This is a genomic window from Amycolatopsis sp. NPDC059027, assembly GCF_042739735.1.
Taxonomy (GTDB): domain Bacteria; phylum Actinomycetota; class Actinomycetes; order Mycobacteriales; family Pseudonocardiaceae; genus Amycolatopsis.
Window position 1 is genome coordinate 39888 of the sequence record NZ_JBHYIK010000060.1, and the last position, 19002, is coordinate 58889.

At 69.8% G+C, this 19002-nt stretch carries 16 protein-coding genes and 2 pseudogenes; 11 read left to right on the forward strand and 7 right to left on the reverse strand.

Translation table 11 applies throughout. The features are described from left to right. Nucleotides 1-180: 180 nt before the first annotated feature. Nucleotides 181-2013, reverse strand: coding sequence for a glycoside hydrolase family 15 protein (locus tag ACFWY9_RS33375; RefSeq protein ID WP_378340719.1), 1833 nt, complete (start codon nt 2011-2013; stop codon nt 181-183). Nucleotides 2014-2217: 204 nt separating this feature from the next. On the opposite strand from ACFWY9_RS33375, the gene ACFWY9_RS33380 reads away from it, so the two are divergent. From ACFWY9_RS33380 to ACFWY9_RS33390, 3 genes are read left to right on the forward strand one after another with little or no spacing between them, the layout of a single operon-like run. Then, nucleotides 2218-2727, forward strand: coding sequence for a DUF1269 domain-containing protein (locus ACFWY9_RS33380; protein ID WP_378340720.1), 510 nt, complete (start codon nt 2218-2220; stop codon nt 2725-2727). Beyond that, nucleotides 2724-3200 (forward strand): hypothetical protein, encoded by a 477-nt coding sequence (locus tag ACFWY9_RS33385; RefSeq protein WP_378340721.1) that lies wholly within the window; start codon nt 2724-2726, stop codon nt 3198-3200. Before ACFWY9_RS33380 ends, ACFWY9_RS33385 begins: the two co-directional genes overlap by 4 nt. Further along, entirely contained in the window at nt 3194-4357 is a 1164-nt protein-coding gene (locus ACFWY9_RS33390) for an AI-2E family transporter (RefSeq protein ID WP_378340722.1), read from the forward strand. Before ACFWY9_RS33385 ends, ACFWY9_RS33390 begins: the two co-directional genes overlap by 7 nt. Here the strand turns inward: ACFWY9_RS33390 and ACFWY9_RS33395 are convergent. After that, nucleotides 4300-4866, reverse strand: a pseudogene (locus tag ACFWY9_RS33395) (GAP family protein); the annotation flags it as partial. The gene ACFWY9_RS33390 and the pseudogene ACFWY9_RS33395 sit on opposite strands and share 58 nt — an antisense overlap. Before the next feature lie 363 nt (nt 4867-5229). Between ACFWY9_RS33395 and ACFWY9_RS33400 the strand changes: the two are divergent. Beyond that, on the forward strand, nt 5230-5448 hold the full coding sequence (locus ACFWY9_RS33400; RefSeq protein ID WP_378324875.1) for a hypothetical protein: 219 nt from the start codon (nt 5230-5232) through the stop codon (nt 5446-5448). Next, entirely contained in the window at nt 5445-8090 is a 2646-nt protein-coding gene (locus ACFWY9_RS33405) for a LuxR C-terminal-related transcriptional regulator (RefSeq protein WP_378324876.1), read from the forward strand. The genes ACFWY9_RS33400 and ACFWY9_RS33405 overlap by 4 nt, the downstream gene beginning before the upstream one ends. Before the next feature lie 159 nt (nt 8091-8249). Here the strand turns inward: ACFWY9_RS33405 and ACFWY9_RS33410 are convergent, their stop codons facing one another. The 3 genes from ACFWY9_RS33410 to ACFWY9_RS33420 all read right to left on the reverse strand — a co-directional run bounded on the left by ACFWY9_RS33410 (nt 8250) and on the right by ACFWY9_RS33420 (nt 11499). Then, nucleotides 8250-9509: a DUF222 domain-containing protein gene (locus ACFWY9_RS33410; protein ID WP_378340723.1), complete on the reverse strand. Its 1260-nt coding sequence runs from the start codon at nt 9507-9509 to the stop codon at nt 8250-8252. Between the two features lie 239 nt (nt 9510-9748). After that, nucleotides 9749-10384 (reverse strand): DUF3159 domain-containing protein, encoded by a 636-nt coding sequence (locus tag ACFWY9_RS33415; RefSeq protein ID WP_378340724.1) that lies wholly within the window; start codon nt 10382-10384, stop codon nt 9749-9751. Further along, nucleotides 10381-11499 carry an FAD-dependent oxidoreductase gene (locus tag ACFWY9_RS33420; protein WP_378340725.1) on the reverse strand — a complete coding sequence of 373 codons (1119 nt, stop codon included), beginning with the start codon at nt 11497-11499 and terminating at the stop codon, nt 10381-10383. Before ACFWY9_RS33420 ends, ACFWY9_RS33415 begins: the two co-directional genes overlap by 4 nt. Before the next feature lie 106 nt (nt 11500-11605). Between ACFWY9_RS33420 and ACFWY9_RS33425 the strand changes: the two genes are divergently transcribed. From ACFWY9_RS33425 to ACFWY9_RS33440, 4 genes are all read left to right on the forward strand, one after another. Further along, on the forward strand, nt 11606-12202 hold the full coding sequence (locus tag ACFWY9_RS33425) for a TetR family transcriptional regulator (RefSeq protein WP_378324879.1): 597 nt from the start codon (nt 11606-11608) through the stop codon (nt 12200-12202). A 121-nt stretch (nt 12203-12323) separates the two neighbouring features. Beyond that, nucleotides 12324-12563, forward strand: a complete 240-nt coding sequence (locus ACFWY9_RS33430; RefSeq protein ID WP_378324880.1) for a hypothetical protein — start codon at nt 12324-12326, stop codon at nt 12561-12563. Further along, entirely contained in the window at nt 12563-12694 is a 132-nt protein-coding gene (locus tag ACFWY9_RS33435; RefSeq protein WP_378324881.1) for a hypothetical protein, read from the forward strand. The genes ACFWY9_RS33430 and ACFWY9_RS33435 overlap by 1 nt, the downstream gene beginning before the upstream one ends. A 61-nt stretch (nt 12695-12755) precedes the next feature. After that, the gene (locus ACFWY9_RS33440; RefSeq protein WP_378340726.1) at nt 12756-15065 is read left to right on the forward strand and encodes a hypothetical protein; all 2310 of its coding nucleotides are present in this window, start codon (nt 12756-12758) and stop codon (nt 15063-15065) included. Between the two features lie 46 nt (nt 15066-15111). On the opposite strand, the gene ACFWY9_RS33445 is transcribed toward ACFWY9_RS33440, so the two are convergent. Further along, entirely contained in the window at nt 15112-16272 is a 1161-nt protein-coding gene (locus ACFWY9_RS33445) for a GyrI-like domain-containing protein (protein ID WP_378340727.1), read from the reverse strand. A 172-nt stretch (nt 16273-16444) separates the two neighbouring features. Here ACFWY9_RS33445 and ACFWY9_RS33450 point away from each other — a divergent pair, with 172 nt between their 5' ends. Next, a complete protein-coding gene (locus ACFWY9_RS33450) occupies nt 16445-17764 on the forward strand; it encodes a glycosyltransferase family 87 protein (RefSeq protein ID WP_378340728.1) in 1320 nt (439 codons plus the stop codon). An 18-nt stretch (nt 17765-17782) separates the two neighbouring features. On the opposite strand, the gene ACFWY9_RS33455 is transcribed toward ACFWY9_RS33450, so the two are convergent. Beyond that, the gene (locus ACFWY9_RS33455) at nt 17783-18493 is read right to left on the reverse strand and encodes a BTAD domain-containing putative transcriptional regulator (protein WP_378324885.1); all 711 of its coding nucleotides are present in this window, start codon (nt 18491-18493) and stop codon (nt 17783-17785) included. Nucleotides 18494-18906: 413 nt separating this feature from the next. On the opposite strand from ACFWY9_RS33455, the pseudogene ACFWY9_RS33460 reads away from it, so the two are divergent. After that, nucleotides 18907-19002: pseudogene (locus ACFWY9_RS33460) on the forward strand (ATP F0F1 synthase subunit C); the annotation flags it as partial.

The window sequence follows — 19002 nt, forward strand, 5'->3', positions numbered from 1 at the left end:
CGCCAAGCCCCGCCCGTCTCGGGCCCCCCAAGTGTGGGGGCGCTACCCCGCGGTTGGCGACGGTGAACGTCTCGAACGGAGCGTTCGCGACAGACAATCCCGCCGCGCGAAGCCAGCTCGCCGAACGCCCTCAAGGGGTCCTTCACAGCGCTCAGCGCGGTCAAGGACCCCTTCGCGGCGTCACGATCCACAAAGGACAGATTCCGCGCGGTCGAGGGTGAGCGCGGCGTCGATCAAGGCCAGGTGGGTGAAGGCCTGCGGGAAGTTGCCGAGTTGCTCGCCGGTGGGGCCGATCTCTTCGGCGTACAGGCCCACATGGTTGGCGAACGTCAGCATCTTCTCGAACACGAGCCGGGCTTTGTCCACATAGCCGGCGCGAGCCAGCGCACTGACGTACCCGAAGGTGCACAACGAAAACGTGCCCTCGCTCCCGGCCAGGCCGTCCGGGGAAACGCCGGAGTCGTACCGGTGGACGAGGCTGTCGGTGACCAGGTCCGCTTCGATGCTTTCCAGTGTGGCCAGCCACCGCGGGTCCTGCGGGGCGATGAAACCGACGTCCGCCATCCGCAGGAGCGACGCGTCGAGGGCGTCGGAGCCGTAGCGCTGGACGAAGGCCTGGCGGAGCGGATTCCAGCCGTGTTCCCAGATCTGGTCGTAGATGCGGTCCCGGTGTGCCCGCCACACCTCGACGGCGCCGGGCCGGCCGTGCGCCGTCGCGAGGCGGATACCGCGGTCGAAGGCGACCCAGCTCATCAGCCTGCCGTAGGTGAAATCCGCTTTCCCCTCACGGGTTTCCCAGATTCCCTCCTCCGGCCGGTCCCAGTTCTCCGTCAGCCAGCCGAGCAGCTCCGACAGCGCCTGCCAGCCCTGGTGGCCGACCTCGATTCCCCGGCGGTCGGCCTGGTAGACGGTGTCGAACAGTTCGCCGTAGACGTCGAGCTGGAGCTGCCCGGACGCCGCGTTGCCGATCCGGACCGGGCTCGAACCGCGGTAGCCCGCCCAGTGCGCGAGGGATTCCTCCGTCAGATCCGACGAGCCGTCCACGCGGTACATGACGTTGATCGGGTCATCGCCGTGGGCGCTCTGCTGGTAGCGCTCCCCGAGCCAGCGGGCGAAGTCGACGGCTTCCGCGGTGAATCCCAGGGTGAGCAACGATGACACGGAGAGGGAGGCGTCCCTGATCCACGTGTAGCGATAGTCCCAGTTCCGCTCGCCGCCGAGCTGTTCGGGTAATCCCATGGTGGGGGCGGCGACCATCGCGCCGGTCGGCGCGTAGGTCAGGAGTTTGAGGGTGATCGCCGAGCGATGGACCGTCTCGCGCCAGCGTCCCCGGTAGGCCGACCGCGCCAGCCAGGACCGCCAGAACCGCACCGTGTCACCGAAGGCCTGCTCGATTTCGGCGACCCGGAACGCGCGCGGCGGCCCCTCGGCGTCCGATTCGAGCACCACCCCGCGGACCTGGCCGGTCTCCAGGGTGACCGAGCCGTAGACCCCGCCTTCGAGGACGTGGATGTGGGCCAGCCGGGCGTCCCCCGGCTCCCGGACGGCGTGCAGGGTCAGACCGCACTTCCCGCTATCGAACAGCGCGCCGTCCTCGGTGACACAGGTGGTGTGCGGACGGCGGCCGTAGTCGAACCGCGGGACGACGTCCACCGAGAAGGCGACGCGGCCGCGCACGCAGCGCAGCATCCGGATCAGGCGGCGGCCGGACGTGGCGCGCGAGCGTGACGCGGGTGGCATGAAGTCGATGACCTCGCCGCTGCCCGATTCGGTCAGGAACCGGGTGATGAGGATCGCGGTGTCGGGGAAGTAGAGCTGCCGTGTGGTGTACGGCTGCCGGACGGGCCGGATCCGGCAGTGGCCGCCATCGGGGTCCAGCAGCGCGCCGAACACGCTCGGGGAATCGAAACGCGGGCAGCAGAACCAGTCGACGGTGCCGTCGGTGCTCACCAGCGCGGCGGTCTGCAGGTCGCCGACCAGGCCGTGGTCGGCGATCAACGGGGAGTGGTCCACGAGCGAACTCCTTGCCATCCGGGGCATTCCACGGTTTTCCACCCACGGTGGGGTCTTCCCGCGGGCTGGTCATCACCCTGGCCGGATGGGATCGCGAGCCGCGACCGGCGGGGCGAGGCTCACCCGGCGGAGGTGATGTGCCCGCCCGCCGTGCCGATGTGCGATGGCCGCGGTCGTAAACCCAGTTCGGAAAGGACGGTGACCGTGGAGACGTTGACCATCTGGCTGTTCGACTCGGCCGACGGCGCGGAGCTCGCTGCGGAGCGCTTGAAATCCCTGGCCAGGAACCGGCTCATCACGGTGCACGACGCCGCGATCGTGGCGTGGCGGGAAGGGAAGGACAAACCGAAACTCCGGCAGCTGCACAACCTGGCGGGCCGGGGCGCGCTCACCGGCGCGTTCTGGGGAATGCTGTTCGGCCTGATCTTCCTCGTACCGCTGATCGGCGCGGCGCTCGGTGCCGCCACCGGCGCGCTCGGCGGTTCGCTGTCCGACTACGGCATCGACGACGACCTGATTCGTCAGGTACGGGCGGAGGTCACCGAAGGAACGTCGGCGCTGTTCGTGCTCAGCTCGGGTGCCGTCATCGACAAGGTGCGGGACGCCTTCGGTGGTCAGGCGAGGCCCGAGCTGATTTTCACGAATTTGAGCGAGGAACAGGAAAAGACGCTTCGCGACACCTTCACCACGGAACAGGAGACGGAGACGAAATGAACGAGCGATGGGGTGCCGAAGCGGATATCACCGACCATGAAACGGCAGGGCGGCGGCCGGGAAATCATCGGACCGCGCTGGGACGCCGGTCGATGTGGACGGGCTGGCTTGTCTTCGCGAGCGTCATCATGGTCATTCTCGGCGTGTTCAACGCGATCGCGGGAATCGTGGCGCTGTTCCGGCGCGGGTACTACATCGTGGGTCCCGACTACTCCCTCGTGCTCAACGTGACCGGCTGGGGCTGGGCGCATCTGGTGGGTGGCGTGGTGGTGGCGATCTCCGGCGCGGCCCTGTTCTCCGGCACCGGGTGGGCCAGGCTCGTCGCGGTGCTGTGTGCCACCGGCACCCTGCTCACGCACCTGATGTTCCTGTCGGCCCATCCTGTGTGGTCGACGATCGTGATCGCCCTGTGCGTCATGGTGATCTGGGCGGTCGTCGTCCACGGCGAGGAAGCCCCCGACGCGCCGTGGTGACGACTCCCGGGACGTCGCGAGCGCTCGTGGTTCTGCTGGGCTTCGCGGCGGTCGTGGTCGGCGTCGCCGGGATCAAGGCCGTCGCCTGGCTGGCCGCGCCGACGTTGCTCGCGGCCGTCGTCGTCATCACGCTCAGCCCCGTGCACGGCTGGTTGCGGCGCCGCGGATTTCCCCGCTGGGTGGCGACGACGGCGCTCATGACGTTCGTTTACGGGACTTTCGTGGCGTTCGGCGTAGCGATGATCGTTTCGGTGACCGAGCTGGCGGCGCTGCTCCCTCGGTACGCGGACCGGGCCGCGGGGCTGGCCGCCGACATCACCGGCGCACTGGGGCGGCTCGGCATCGGGCCGCCCCAGCTCCGTGACGTCACGAGGGCGCTCGATCCGGGCAAGCTCCTGTCGTCTCTCGGCTCCCTGCTGTCGGACCTGACCGGTGTCACCACGAGCCTCGTGTTCCTGCTGGGGCTGCTGCTGTTCCTCAGCGCCGAAACCGCCGAAACCGAGGGCCGGATGGCCGGGATCGCCGGTGACCGGCCCCGGACCGCCGAAGCGTTGCGGGACTTCGCTCGCCGCGTTCGCCGCTATCTGGTGGTGACCACGGTCTTCGGTCTCGTCGTCGCGATCATGGACACCGTCGCGCTGCTGCTGCTCGGCGTTCCGCTGGCGGTGCTGTGGGGCCTGCTTTCCTTCGTGACCAACTACGTCCCGACCATCGGTTTCCTCCTCGGCCTCGCACCGCCCGCCCTGCTCGCGCTGCTCGACGCGGGCTGGCAGGCGATGCTCGTGGTGATCGCGGTGTACGGCGTGCTCAACTTCGTGGCGCAGTCGCTGATCCAGCCTCGTTACGTGGGCAACGCCGTCGGCCTGTCCGCCACGGCCACCTTCGTCGCGCTGGTGTTCTGGGCCTGGGTACTCGGCCCGCTCGGCACCCTGCTGTCGGTGCCCGCCACCCTGCTGGTCCTGGCCGTGCTGGTCGACGACCCCGGCCGCGGCTGGGTCATGGCACTGGTGGGGTCGGCCCGCGGCCGGAACGGTCAGAAGAGGACGAGGCCGATGAAGAGCAGGCAGGCGAAGATGTTCATCAGCCAGCCGTGGTCGGTCATCCAGTCCCGGATGGCGGGCATGACGCGCACCGCCCGCCGCCGGAAGAGCAGATAACCCAGCAGCGGCAGCGCGGCGATCAGGACCGTGGCGCCGAGGAACGGGATCGCCGCGGCGAAGTCCGCCCCGGCACGGGCGAGCGTGACGCCGACCGTGCACATGACGACGACGTCGGAAGGGAAGAACCCGACGAGCAGGAACCCGGTACGGAACGCCCGTCCCGGCCCTGCCGTCAGCAACGAGCCCAGCCACTTCGGTGGTTCCGCGGTCTTGCGGCCCGTCCAGTTCCGGACCGCCAGCCACAGCAGGAACGCGATCAGGACGTACTCGACGATCGTGGCGAGGGAGCTGCCGGCGGCGGAAACCGAGGGATCCGGCGGCAGGAACCCCGCCAGCCAGGTCGTCAACGCCGTCCCCGCCGTGACGGCGACGGCGACGCCCGCGACGAAGGCGAGCGACACCGGCACGGCGCGTTCCACCGTGATCAGGATCAGCGCCGACATGATCTGCGGCCCGGCCATCATGGTGATCGCGAGGGGCAGCACCGCGAGCCGGCCGTCCGTCATTCCGCGCTCCCGTCCGATGTTGTCCGCTCCGGAGGCCGTGTCCCGGCCGAGCGCGTTGCCCGCCACCGGGTGCCCGACGATGACGGACAACGCTCGCCCGACGGCGTGACCGTCGAAGTGCTCCCGTGCTCCGCGGTTCAAGACTGCGCGCCGCGGAGCACGGTTTTCCTCGCCTGCCACGGGTGAATACGTATCGCGTAGTCCGTCACGCACCGCGAGGAATGCGTCCCGTCCGCCACTCTTCGCGACGGGAAATCCGTGCGAACGGTGCCGACTCACCCGCTGGGGAGGAGGTGACCACCGGGCGGGGTGAGCAAGATCGGTTCCGTTTCAGCCGTTGCGGGACGGGAAGGGAGACACCAGGTGGGCACTGTGCCACATCGACGGTCCGGGATCAGGATCGCACTGGCGGGAATCATGGTCGCGTTGCTGCTCTCCGCGCAGCGCGAGCCGCGACAGTCCGGCTTTCCTTTGGACGCCGTGGTTTCCGGTATCGCCTTCGCGCTGACCGGGGCAACCAGGACGGTCGCCTTCATCGGGCATCTCATCGCCGCCGCGGCCGCGAAGGACACCGGCCGGTGAACCCCGGGAACGGCTGCGGGGAACCGGCTGTGGTGCCACCGCCCAAGCTCGCCCCGCCGGTGCCCGCCTGTGCCGTCCTGGACCGGGATCGGCTGTTCACCGCATTGGACAAGGCGACCGGCGGCGACGTCTCCAGCGTGACGTTGCTCAACGCGCCGGCCGGATCCGGGAAAACCGTCCTGCTCGACAGCTGGCTCCGCCGAAGATCGCGGGCGCGCGTCCCGGCGGAACACGTGGTGTGGATTTCCCTGGACACCGACGACAACGACGTGTTTTCGCTGTGGTCATCGCTTTTCCGGGCCCTGTCCCACAGCGTCGAGGCCCGCGTCTCCACCCGGGACTCGCCACCACGCGACACGCCCTTGCACGAATGCGTCGCGGCCTTCATCGACGCGTGCCGCGAACTCGCCCGGCCCGTGCTGCTGATCCTGGACAACGTGCACGAACTCTCCGCCCCGGACGCGATCGAGAGCGTGAACATCCTGCTGCGTTATCTGCCCGCCGGGGTACGGGTCGTCCTCGCGACCCGGTTTCCCCCGCCCCTGATCCTGCCCCGGCTCCGGCTCGAGGGGCGACTGCGGGAAATCACCCCGCACCAGCTGAACTTCACCAAGCAGGAAGCCGAAACCCTGCTGGCGGGCCACGACCTCGCGCTCACGGAGACCGAGCTCGACGCGGCGCTGGAACGGACCGAAGGCTGGGCCGCGGGACTGCGGTTCCTCGCTCTGTCGGTGACCGCCGCGTCCGACACGGGCCGGACGATCCGGGCCTTCACCGGTGACGACCGCCAGCTCGCCGACTACCTGTCCGAAGAGGTCGTCGGCCCGCAGCCCGCCCACATCCGCGACTTCCTGCTGAGCACTTCGGTGTGCCCCGACGTCACCGGCGAACTGGCCACCCGGTTGACCGGGCAGGAGAACTCCGGGCAGATCCTGGACACCCTCACCCGCACCAACGCGCTGGTCACCCGGCACGGCCGCGACGGCTCCCGGTACCGCTGTCATCCGCTGCTGCGCGACTACCTGCGCGCGGAACTCACGCGACGTCATCCCCGGGCGTATCGCAAACTCCACCGGTCGGCGGCGGAGTGGTACACCCATTCCGGTGACGTGCTGACCGCGCTGGAACACGGGATCGCGGCGCGGGACGAGGAACTCATCAGCCGCTACCTCCAGCGGTCCGGGCTGCAGACCGTCCTCAAAGGACACGGCGGGCGACTGCTCACGCTGCTCGACGCGATGCCCGAGCACGTTCTCGCCCGCCCCCAGGTGGCGCTCGTCGCCGCGGTGACCGCGCTGGACGCGCACGACGTCACGGCCGCGGACCGGTGCCTCGGCAGGGTCGACAACTCGGCCCAGCCGCTGCGCTCCGCGCGGCTGCGGGCCCTGCACGCCGTGACGGCGCTCTACCGGGCACGATACGGCGGGAAGCTGGACGAGGCGTTCGCCGAACTCGGCACCACTACCGCCGGCGACACCGGCGATCTGGATCTCGACCTGCTCGCGCTCGTCAACCGCGGTACCGCGGCGCTGTGGCTGGGCGACGTCGCGAGCGCCGGCACGGACCTGGAGCTCGCGCTTCAGACGGCCACTGTGGAGAAACGCGACGCCGTCCGCCTGCACTGCGAGATCCACCTCGCGGGTCTCGCCGGTGCCAGGGGTGATCTGGCCGAGCTGGCCGAACGCACCGGCGCGGCCAGGCGGCTGGCCCGCTCGCGCGGCTGGGACGGGACCGGGCGGTGCGCCCTGCTCTACGCGCTCCTCGGTGCCGCCGCGTACGAGCAACAGCACGACGAACGTGCGCACCGGTTCGCCGCGCTGGCGGACCGGCTGCTGCCTCCGGCAGTGGAGCCCACCACCGAGCTGTTCGCGATGACACTCAAGGCCGCGGTCGAGTTCGGCCGTGCCGACGACCCGCACGCGGTCGTCGAAACGCTGCGTGGTCTCGGGAAGCGGCTCGCGGCGGAGACCCTCGCCCCGAGTCTCGTCGCCTACACTGCCCCGATCGAGCAGCGGCTGGCGCTCCGAGTCGGCGAACCCACCTGGGCGGCGGAAGTGATCGAGCGCCACCGGCAGCTGCTCGCCCCTTACGCCGAGCACGCGCTGCTCATCACGTCTCTGCACGTACACCGGGGAAAAACCGGTGCCGCGCGACGTCGTCTGCAGCCCGTCCTCGACGGACAGATCCGTCCGCTCGTAGCGCACACGCTCATCGACGCCTGGCTCCTGGAAGCCCTGCTCGCCGACCAGGCCTGCGAAATCAACCGGGCACACGAGGCGATTGGCAAGGCACTCGACCTCGCGACGGCCCCTCGCGCGCTGCGGCCGTTTCACACCGCCGGACGGCACATCCGCGAGCTGCTCGTCCGCGGCTCCGGAAGGTTCGGTCGCGCGGACGAGTTCGCCGACACCGTGCTCCGGACGCTGCCTGCCGATCCCGTGACCCCCGTCGATCCGCTGACCTGCCGCGAACTCGAACTGCTCACCGAACTGCCGTCCATGCGCACCACGGAGCAGATCGCCGACTCCCTGTTCGTCTCCGTCAACACCGTCAAGACACACCTGCGCGGCATCTACCGCAAACTCGGTGTCAACCACCGCCGCGACGCCGTCGTCGCCGCCCGGCGCCGTGGCCTGCTGTGACCCTGCGATGGGATGGTATTGCTGTGAAGGGGTCCTTCATGGCGTCCAGCGCACCAAAGGGTTCCTTCAGCGCGTTAAAGTCCACAAAGGACAAGCGTGGGTGGACCCGAGGGTGAGGCCACGCTCTCACTCCGAGCGAGAAACGACGGGGCATACGGATCAGGTTCTGAGGTGGATGGTGTTGCGTCGTGGTGTGCGGGTGGCGTCGAGCCAGGCGGGTGGGATGAACTCGGGTAGTCCGTCGGTGGTGATGCGGACTTCCCATGGGGAGTGGTGGATTACCTTGTGGTGCACCGAACATAGGAGCACGAGATTGTCCACTTTGGTCTCACCGTGGTGTGCCCAGTAGGTCATGTGGTGCGGCGTGCAACGGTAGGCGGGGACATCGCAGCCCGGGAAGGCGCAGCCGCCGTCGCGTCGGATGAGTGCGCGTCGGATGGCGGGGGTGGCGAGGCGTTGGGCGCGGCCGACGTCGAGGGGTTCGCCGTGTGTCCCCAGGACCATGGGGATGATCTTGGCGTCGCACGCGAGTCGTCGTGCTTCGGCTGCGGTGATCTCGCCGAGCAGATCAAGAGTGGCCTGTCCGATCCCGGTCCGCAGTTCCTTGAGTCCGACGGTGACGACAATGTGGGTGGCTTCCCCGGCCTGCGTGGGGAGGTCGGGGTGTTCGGCCCACATCCGCATCAGCTCGGAGAAGGCGCAGCCACGCCGTTCCCATTGGGTTCGGGTGTCGCGGCCTTCTTCTTCGGTGGCGGGGCGGGGTTTGGCGAGTGGGTCCAGCATGGCTTGCAGGCGTGCGGAGGTTTCGTCATCGACGCGGGCCTTGATCTGATGTCCGCCATCCCGATGCGGGGCGATGGAGAACTCCGGCTGGAACGGTTTCGGTTCCCGGGTTTTGGGTTCCCGGCCGTCGGGGTCGAGCTGGGCGAGCAGGCGTCGTCCGGCGGCGCGGATCTCCCGTGGTCCGGCGGCGCGGGCAAGTTCGGCGAGGATCTTCTCCGCCTGCTCCTGCTGATCCGCTGGGACTGTCTTGGGGAGTTTGTCGAGCACGCGCAGGATTTCGTCGATCTGGGCGGCGCCGATCGCGCCCTCGGATGCGGCTTGCGCGGTCGCGGGTGCCGTGGGTGGTTGTGCGCCGGTGGTGAGGTCGTGGGTGCTGTTCAGCGCTAGTGCCCGCGCTACCCGGGTTTTCGCCTCCGCGTAAGGGATGTTGAGTGTTTCGTGCAGTAGCCGCGGGAGGTTGCTGTAGCCGGTGCTGTCCTGCACTCCGCGCCGTTCCAGCTCGGCGAGCACCTCACCTTGGACGGTGGCCTCGCGGCGCTGGACGCGTTCGGAGTCGAAGAGTCTGTCCAGCAGGCAGCCGACATCGACGCGCCACCACTCGGTGGGCGTTGCGGAGGTGCTGCTGTCGACTGACATACCACCACGATACTCCGCCCGATCGAACATGCGTGCTATCGATCGGGTGAACCTCGGAAACGTAGTTTTCCTTGCTGTGTAAGGGTTTTGGTGACCATTTCCTGAGGGATGGTCATAACTGACCCGGCTCGCCTGACTGACGGGCGAGACGGCACTTGTACGCGGCACGCCGCTACGGCGACCTGGCCGCGCGGATCGTCGAGGTCATGCTGCCGGTGTCCACAGTGGACATAGCCTGCTCAGGCGGGGCCGGGCACGACGGCAGGCAGGTCCGCTTCGCGGCGCAGGATTCGCCAGCACAGGTAGACGCAGGCGGCCAGGGTAGGCGAACTGAGCAGCGTGCTGGCGATGCCGAGGGCGACGACGTGCCCGGCCAGGTACAGCGGCAGCAGCACCGCCACCTCGATGACGAGCTTCGCCAGGAACACCGCCGTGCACAGTTGATAACGCCGTCGTCGCGGCCGGTCCCGTCGCCAGCCGGAGCGGTCACCGCGTGCCGCGCCCACCACCACTCCGATCACAGGCCAGCGCACCAGCATGGAAACCAGGAGCACCACCCCGGCAGCCGAGGGGAGCAGCAGGCTCGTGAGGTAGAAGTCCACGCCCTGCCCACTTTTTGCGGCCAGCAGCGCGGACACGCCGACGATGACCAGCCCGGCCACCGGCTGCCAGTACTTCCGGTCGGTGCACATCCGGATCACGGCGAACACCACCACCCCACCGACCGCCACCAGCGCGGAGGCCGTCACGCGGCCGGTCAGCAGGTAGGCGATCAGGAACAGCACGCGCGAAACGATGGCTTCGGCGACCGTGCGCCAGCCACCGACGGCGGCGAACAGGGACAGCGATTTCCTGTTCAGCAGGGTGAGGTTCATGCGCTGTGTCCCACGGGAAAGGAGTCCTGGCGCATCGTTTCCTCGTAGGCACCGATCGCGGGGAGCAGTTCCCGCTCGCCTCGATCCGCTTGGCGCAGGACATCGCGAAGGCGGTGCGCGTCCCGCATCGCGAGGTTTCCGCCGAAGCCGGGAGCCAGGTGGATGGCGTCGCCGATGAGCGTCACCGGGCCGGCGGGCCAGGGCGGCATCGGCGGGATCGCCCCGATCCGCAGCGACACCGTGAGTTCCGGCCAGGCTTCGTCGACGATCAGCCGCAGCGCCGGAGGCAGGTCCGCCGTCAGTTCCCGGGCACGGCGCCACGAATCGGCCGGTGATCGGGCGTGCTCCCGCGCGGCGGGCAACGCCCACATCACGTAGTCCTCGGCGTCGTCGATCGCGGGGGAGTGCAACGCGGGCAGCCAGCGGTCCCGCGCGGCCGCTGGTGGCTCGGCGAAACGATGGACGCCCAGTGCCATGGTCGTGCCGCGTAGCCGCGCGGCAGCCGGACTGTCGCCGATCAGCGCGGGCAGCCCGCCGCGGGCCGCGGCGCGCAGGGGAGTCGCGCCCATCAGCATGTGCCGGCCCGTGTCGGTCACCCGTACGTGCGGCAGGTACTGGCGGCGGACCGCCGAACCGATCCCGTCCGCGCCGACCAGCACGTCCGCGGCGTCCATACCGCCGTCGGCGAACCGCGCCAGCACCGTGCCGCCGGCCCGCCGGTCGAACCACACGAACTCCTTCCCGAACCGCACCACGTCGTCGAGACCGCACAGCAGCACCGCGCGCAACAGCCGCCTGCTGACCTGTCTGCCGGGCCGCGCCACCGTGCCGTCGGCCGGACGTGCCCCCGAGACCGTCACCTCTCCGTCCACTTCGGACAGCAGCAGGGTCTGTTCGCGCGGGCCGCCCATGGTGGCCTCCGCCATCGCGACGTGCGATGGCGGCAGGCACGCGCGCAGCGCCGTCGTGCCCCGGTCGTCGAAGTGCAGGCTGACACCTTGCGGGCGCCCTCGTGCCTGGTCCCGCTCGTACACCACGACGTCGATCCCTGCCCGGCGCAACCCGTGGGCCAGCGTCAACCCGCCCAGTCCCGCGCCGATCACGATCACTCGCATCCCCGTCGCCCCTATTCTTCATCGCCCGATGAAGTTCACGGTAGCGCGGGTCGGTCCTCAAACTCCACCAGCCGATGAAGAAATCTCCGGATAGACTCGCCCGGCCATGAACGAACACAGCCCAGGCCGCCCCGGGCGCTGGCGGTCCGGTGCGGAGAGCAAGCGGCGGATCCTCGAGGCCGCGCGCACGTTGTTCCGCGCGCACGGCTACGGCGGCACCACGGTGCGCGCGGTCGCCACCGAGGCGGGCGTCGACTCGGCGATGGTGTTCTACTTCTTCGGCACCAAGCAGGGCCTGTTCGCCGCGGCCACCGAAATGTCCGCCGACGTCCCGCCCGCGCTGGAAGCGGTCTTCGACGGCGGTCTCGACGGCATCGGGGACCGCCTCGTCCGGACACTTCTGGAGAACCTGGACAAGTCCGACCGCACCCCGCTCGTGACGCTCACCCGGTCGGCGCCCACCCACGACCAGTCCGAAACGCTGCTCCGCGAGTTCATCGACCGGGAGGTCACCGGCAGGCTGGCGGCACTGCTCGGCACCCCGGACGCCGCGCTGCGGGCGGGCATGGTGAACGTGCAGCTGCTGGGCCTCACCGTGACGCGCTATTTGCTGCGGCTGGAACCGATCGCGTCCGCGTCCGTGGACGAGCTCGTGAGCCGGTTCGGCCCGATCGCGCAGCACTGCCTGACCGGACCGCGGTAACAGTTCCCGCTGTCGGATTTCTGTGATCCAGGTAACAGGGTGAGAACGCGTCATGGCGTCGTGCTCACGAGGTCGCGTTGCCGACCAGCCTGGATCCTGAAGAACGCGAGGCGCGATGCCGATGAGCCGGAAACCAGCGAGCCCGGCGGTGGCGGCGGGCCACCGCGTCACCTACGTGCCGGGGAGACCGCGGGACACCTCGCGGCGGCAGCTCTGCCGTCGCGGCGTGGTCGCCGGAGCGCCGGTCGCCGACACGCACACCGACGTCACCTGGGTGCCCGTGCGGCTCGACGATCACGCCGACGACACCGAACCCGTGTGGATCCGCGCGGACACGATCATCGACGTGGTGGCGGTGTGATGGCAGGCGAACGGTCCACCCCGACCCCCATCTTCGACAGCCTGCTCACCGAAACCGGGCTGGACTGGCCCGATCCGGCCAAGAGCGGCAGCTCCGAGCCCGCGGACGGCGAGGAGAACCCGGAGCGCTGACGAGGAAGCGCTTTCCTCGCGTCGGCCTGAGCACGACCACGCGGTGTGCCAGGGTATCGGGGTGGAAACCGATCTCACGGCGACCGAACACGCACTGGTCGAGCACGTGCGCCGTGGCGAGGTGTTCGCGCCCGGTTCGCCGGACGGCGGCGCGCCGGTGCTGCGCGCGTCGGTCCTGCGCGACATCGCGCGCGGGCGGCTGGCCACCGACGCGGACCCGCACGGCCTGCGTGTCCGGGGCGCGCTTGTCGAGGGCAGGCTCGACCTGGACCACATCGGCACCGACCTGCCGCTGGTGTTCGACGCGTGCCGGTTCCCCGCCGGCCTGACCGCGCGGGGCGCGCGGCTGAGCATGGTGGTCCTGCGCGACTGCGTCGTCGGAAGCTCGGAGCCCAGCCTCGGCGCGATCGACCTCGGGTCGGCGACGATCGCGTACACACTGCGGCTCACCGGCACCCGGATCGGCAACGCGGGCGGCTTCGCGCTCAACGCCGGGAACCTGCGACTGGGCGAGAACCTCTGGCTGAACGGGGGTTTCACGGCCACCGGCTCCGACGGGTACGGCGTGGTCCGGCTGGACAACGCACAGGTCGAGGGCGATGTCATCGGCAACGGGGCGACCATCACCAACGAGTCAGGGCCCGCCCTGCAGGCCGAGGGTTTCCAGGCCGGGCACGCGATGCTCTTCCGTGACGGGTTCACCGCCACGGGCGCGGGCCGCCACGGCGCCGTGGCCCTGCTCGCCGCGCGTGCCGGTTCCGTCGAGTTCGTGCGGGCGGTCCTGCGCAACGACTCCGGGCCCGCGCTCATGGCCGATCGGTTCGAGGTCGCCCACGCGTTCCTGCTCGACGACACGACGGTCGCGGGCTCCGGTGAGGTGGCCGCGATGCGGCTGGACGGCGCCGCGATCGGCAGCCAGGCGGCCTTCCCGCGTTCGACCGTCACGAACGATTCCGGCTCGGCGCTCTCGGCGGAGGGGGCCTCGATCACCGGAAGTGTCTTCCTGTGCCCGGGTTTCAGCGCCACCGGCGCGGGCGATGCCGGTGCCGTGCGCCTGCTCGGCGCCCGCCTCGGGGGCACCGTCGACGTCGACGGTGCCGTGCTGCGCAACGATTCCGGGCCCGCGTTCGTCGCCGTCGCCTGCGAGATCGGCCAGGGCTTGCGGATGCGGGACGGTTTCACCGCCACCGGCACGGTGGACCTGGCGAACGCGCGGATCACCGGGCCGCTGGAGTGCACCGGCGCCCGGCTCGACGGCGGGTCCGAACCGGCGCTCGACGCGCGGAAGGCGCGGATCAGCGGGAATCTGCTGCTGTGGGACACGACCGCGGACAGCGCGAGTGAGGCCAGCACGATCCAGTTGCGGGGTGTGCACGTCGAGGGCCAGCTCGACGCCCGCGGTGCCACCGTCGGCAACAGCCGGGGGCCGGCGTTCGAGGCGAGTGTGGCGACCATCGAGCAGGATCTGTTCCTGCGCGACGGTTTCAGCGCGTCCGGGGCGGGCGAAGACCGGGCGGCCGTGCTGCTCGTCCGAAGCCGGATAGCCGGTCAGGTCGCGATGGACGGGGCCACGGTCGGCAATCCGGCCGGTCCCGCGGTGAGCGCCTACCACCTGAAGGTGGGCCAACGGCTTTTCCTGGACGAGGGGCTCTCGATCCGCGGCGGCGGTACCGGGAAGGTGCTGAACCTGTCCGACGCGCGGGCGGACGGAGGACTTTCCTTCCAGCCCAAGGAGTTGACGCACGCGGCGGATCCCGGGCGCCGCCTCTCGGCGGACGGGTTGCGGTACACCGGGCTGCCGACGGGGATCGGCACCGACGCGTGGCTGGAGCTGTTGCGCTCGGGGACCGCCGAGTACACGGCGCAGCCCTACCAGCACCTCGCGGCCGCGCACCGCGCCGCGGGGCACGATCGCGAGGCACGCCGGGTGCTGATGGCCCAGCGCCGTGACCAGGTACGCCGGCGTGCGCTCACCGGGCGCGGCGAACGCGCGTGGGCGCGGTTCACCGGGGTGACGCTGGGCTACGGCTACCAGCCTTGGCGAGCCTTGGTGGGTTTCGTGGCCACCGTCGCGGTGTCGGTACTGCTGGCCGTGCTGCTCGGCGGTGCCGGTGGCCTCACCGCGGCCCCGGCCGGCCAATACCGCACCGAGGCACGCGCCGCGCCCGCGGCCGTTTGCCCGCCGCTGGACCGGGTCGGTGCCGGTCTCGACCTCGGTACCCCGCTGCTCAGCACGCGGGCCCGATGCGAAGCGACCGGCACGGCGGTGGGCCAGGCTCTCACCGTGGGCGGCTGGCTGCTCCGCCTGCTCGCGTGGACCTTCGCCACGTTGTTCGTGGCCGGGTTCACCGGCGCCGTCCGCAAGAACTGACCGGCTTCGGCACGTCTTGTCGGAGGAAGGGTGCGACAGGCGAAGGTCACCGCTCCAGGGGCTTGACGGGCTGCCTCAGGACCGTCTTGAGCCTGGCGGGGGCCGTGCGACGCGCGTCGCTGAGGTAGATCTCGTGGTGGTCGCCGTTGAAGGTGAGACCGTTGCCGGGGAGGTAGTGGTGGTGGAGGCGGTCCAGGGTGGGGGTTTCGTCGTCGTAGGAGCCGATGTGGAGGATCTGCACGCAGGTTCCTTCGGCCAGGGTGCGCGGCCGGACGTCGCCGAGCGCGGCGTTCTCCTTCTTGCGCGCGACGGTGTCGATGGCGGCCTCGACCATGTCTTCGGTGATCCAGTCCGGCTGGCTGATCATCATGGTCCACTCCCAGGCCTCTTTGCGTCGCGTGAGGAAGACGGAAGGGTCGTCCGCTCGCCATAGTCCCTCCAGCGGGCCGACCACGAAGTCCCGGCCGAGCGTCTTCTTGCTGGCGAACTTGAGCGCGTATGCCACCCCGTACAGGGCTTCGACCGCGTTCGCGTACGCGGTCGCGGTGTTCGGATCGCCTCGGCCGTCAACCGCGATGTACCGGAACTCGGGCACCTCGACGACGGTGAACTCCTTTGACGACGGCGAGTAGAGCGCCCGGTGGGCTTTCTTGATGTCGTACTTGTCCACCGCGGTCTCCTTCGTCAGTGTGTCCACTGTGGTTTCGGTCCAGCCGAGATCCGCCGCGAGCATGGCCTCGCCGTAGTCGAAGATCGCGGAGGCGGCGGTGGGCAGGGGTGCCTGGCGGGAGCGCGCCGCGCGGACGTCCGCGAGCTGTTTCCGCAGCGCTTCGCGGCGCCGCGTCAGTCCGGCGACCACGTCCGCGTCCGGCAGTCCCGGGCTGTTGGCCATCGAGACCAGGACACGCGCGTGGATCGGTGTCAGCGCCGCCAGCCCGTCGCGCGTGGCGGCGGCGCAGAGGGCGCGGCCCGGCCGCGTGGCGCGGAAGGTGGTGCGCGACTTGCCGGACGAGGGCGCGCCGGTCGCTTCGATCAGGCCGCGCTTGGCCAGTTTGTCGAGTACGTAGTAGATGGAGGAGAAGCCGAGCGCGGTCCACGCGCGTACTCCCCGCTCCTCGATGACCCGTTCCAGCTCGTACCCGTGACGGGGCTGCTCGACGAGCAACCCGAGCACGGTCAGCTCGCCATCGGTCAGCTCTGAGGTCATGACGATTATTCTAGCACTAGAATAGTGAGAGCGGCGCGCCCCGGGGACGCGGCGGCCCGCGGCTGCGAATCCGGAAAGCGTGTGATGTGGAACACGGCTATTCGAGAACCTTTCCGCGCCCCCTGTCGTCTAGCCGGATATGGAGACCCAAGGAACGCATTCCCGGAAGAGCATGGCCGATTGGCTGGTGCGCCGGATCCGGGTCTCCGTCGGCGGTTCTTCCTGGCGGCTCATGACATTTTCCGGCGTACTCGTTCTTGTGCTCCTCGGCCTTCTGGATCTCGCCTATCGGAGCCGATTCGGCGATCTGCACAGCTTCTACCAGGGTGTCCTCGCCTGGTGGCACGGTATGGATCCTTATGGACAGTTGCCTGCCACCTACGCGGGCGGGACTCCCGGGTTCATTTACCCGCCATTCGCGCTGCTTCCGCTTTCGGTGTTCGCAGCGCTGCCGTTTCCGGTCGCCGCAGTGCTGTCCGTGGTGTTTTCCGTCGCCTGTCTGGCCTGTACCTGTTTCGTCGTGTTGCGTGGGGTCTGGCCGCAGGGAGGACGTCGCGGTTGCGTGCACGCCACCGTGGCGATCGTGCCGTTCTTGCTCCTGCTGGAACCTGTCCGCAACACGATCGGGCAAGGTCAGGTGAACCTGTGGCTGATGGCCATGGTCGCGGCCGACTGCCTGGTGAAACGTCCGAAGTGGCCACGAGGGATGTGGATCGGCGTCGCGGCCGCCATCAAGGTGACCCCGGCCGCCTTCGTGCTGTTCTTCTTGGTGCGTAAGGACTTCCGGGCTTCGATCACCGCGGCGGTCACCGCCGTGGCCGTGACCGGGGGCATGTTCGCGCTCCTGCCGGCCGAGTCGGCCCGGTTCTGGCTCGGCGGAGTGCTCGACGGCCCCGCCGCCATCGTCAACCGGGAAAACCAGAGCATCACGGCCGGGCTGCACCGGCTCGGTCTGCCCGCCGGCTGGGTCACCGGGACGTGGTTGGTCCTGGCGGTGCTGGTCCTCGTGGTTTCGGTGCTGCTCATGCGCCGGGTGGGTGCCGAAGTCGCGATGGTCACCAATGGGGCCGCGGCGCTGCTGGTCTCGCCGTTGTCCTGGACCGCGCACTGGGTATGGGCGGCGCCCGCGCTGGTGGTGTTCGCCGCGAGGGTCCTGCCCGCGAGCGCGGGACGTCCGGACCGGGTACGGAAGCGAGGCTGTTACGCGATCCTCGCACTCGCCGTGTTTCTCCTGGCCGGACCGCAGGTCCTGACGCCCGCGGAAGGTCCGTGGACAGGGTGGCAGCACGTACTGGTCAATGCCTATCCGCTGGTTACCATCGGACTGTTCCTGGCGGGTGTCCTCCGAACCGCGACGGCTCCGGCGAGGCCTCGGGATCGCCTGGCGAGGCCCCGAGCCGGATGGTTACCCGCTCCGGTCCGCGCTGTCCGCACAGTCATCGTGGCACAGCGACGAACCTTGAACCGGCCTGCTCTGTCCGAAGTGGAGTAACTGACGGGGGAGGGGAGGTCACCCCGCGTTCGGCACCGCGGCCAGTGGCCTCGCCCGGACGAGTAGTTCGCCCATCCGCGGCGACGGTTCCACGCCGAGTTCGCGATGCAGCAGTGACCGATAGCTTTCGTAGGTGAGGAGCGCTTCGCTGTAGTTGCCTTCGGCCAGGTGGATCTCCATCAGCAGCCGTTGTGCGCTCTCCCGCAACGGTTCCGTGCGCATCGCCGCCAGCGCGGCCTCCACCGCGTCACCGTGGCGTCCCGTCTCCAGATCACGGACGGCAAGCGCTTCCAGCGCGTGCAGGCGCAGCTGGCGCAGCCGCTCCCGTTCGATGAGGACCCAGTCGTCGTACCAGCCGGGCAACAACTCCCGCATGTCGCGGAACGCCCTGCCGCGTGCCTCGCTGTCCCTGGCTCCCTCGGCCGAGACGAACCGGGCCGTCCGCACGAGTTCGTCGACGTCGACCCGGACCCATTCGTGCAGGCGGAGTGTCTCGCCCTCGGCGGCCACCATGGGAGCGCCGAGCTGGTGCAGCCGCCACAACGCGCTGCGCAGTCGTCCGGACGCCTTCTGCTCGTCGGACTCCGGCCACAGCGTGCCGACGGTGTGCGCCCGGGTCGCCTGCTGCCGCAGCCCGAGGAACGCCAGCAGCCGCTGCTGTGTCCTCGGCACGGCGAGCCGCCGGCCGTCGCAGTCCAGGACGAAACCGTCCATCAGGGTCAGTCGCACCGTGCATCCCATGTCTCCCCCGCACGAGAACGCCTTCCCGCGAAGCGTTGTCCCGTGCGTGATCAGCATGCGCCGGAACCGGACGGCGGGTCCCGGCCGAAAGGGCGGCCATGCAGGCACAGGTCGCGTCCGGTTGGGCCGTTCGGCCGTATCGGGCAGCCCGGCCACCTTGTGGAAACCTTTCGGCGGATGTGCCGGAAATGCTTGACCCGCCGGGAAACCTGGTGCGCTTCAAGGCGAACGCAGCAGACGGGTGTCGCAACTCACGTCTTGACGAGAACCGGGAGGGTCGCGCGCGGCGTCTGGCCGGGTGAGGGACGGAATCGGCCGGAGTGGCCGGTCTCAGCCGCTCACCAAGAAGCCGGCGGCCCCGATCCGCGCGAGCGCGTGGACCGAAGTGAAGGGAAACGCAGATGAGCAACATCGTTCTGGCCCAGCAGGCCGCCGAGACCGTCAACCTCAACAAGGGTCTCGCCGCCATCGGTTACGGTCTCGGCGCGATCGGCCCC

Coding starts and splice junctions, on each gene's coding strand:
- ACFWY9_RS33415 (WP_378340724.1), bottom strand. CDS start 10,384: ATGAACCTCACCCTGCTGAACAGGAAATCGCTGTCCCTGTTCGCCGCC.
- ACFWY9_RS33430 (WP_378324880.1), top strand. CDS start 12,324: ATGAGCCGGAAACCAGCGAGCCCGGCGGTGGCGGCGGGCCACCGCGTC.
- ACFWY9_RS33450 (WP_378340728.1), top strand. CDS start 16,445: ATGGCCGATTGGCTGGTGCGCCGGATCCGGGTCTCCGTCGGCGGTTCT.
- ACFWY9_RS33385 (WP_378340721.1), top strand. CDS start 2,724: ATGAACGAGCGATGGGGTGCCGAAGCGGATATCACCGACCATGAAACG.
- ACFWY9_RS33425 (WP_378324879.1), top strand. CDS start 11,606: ATGAACGAACACAGCCCAGGCCGCCCCGGGCGCTGGCGGTCCGGTGCG.
- ACFWY9_RS33420 (WP_378340725.1), bottom strand. CDS start 11,499: ATGCGAGTGATCGTGATCGGCGCGGGACTGGGCGGGTTGACGCTGGCC.
- ACFWY9_RS33410 (WP_378340723.1), bottom strand. CDS start 9,509: ATGTCAGTCGACAGCAGCACCTCCGCAACGCCCACCGAGTGGTGGCGC.
- ACFWY9_RS33445 (WP_378340727.1), bottom strand. CDS start 16,272: ATGACCTCAGAGCTGACCGATGGCGAGCTGACCGTGCTCGGGTTGCTC.
- ACFWY9_RS33435 (WP_378324881.1), top strand. CDS start 12,563: ATGGCAGGCGAACGGTCCACCCCGACCCCCATCTTCGACAGCCTGCTC.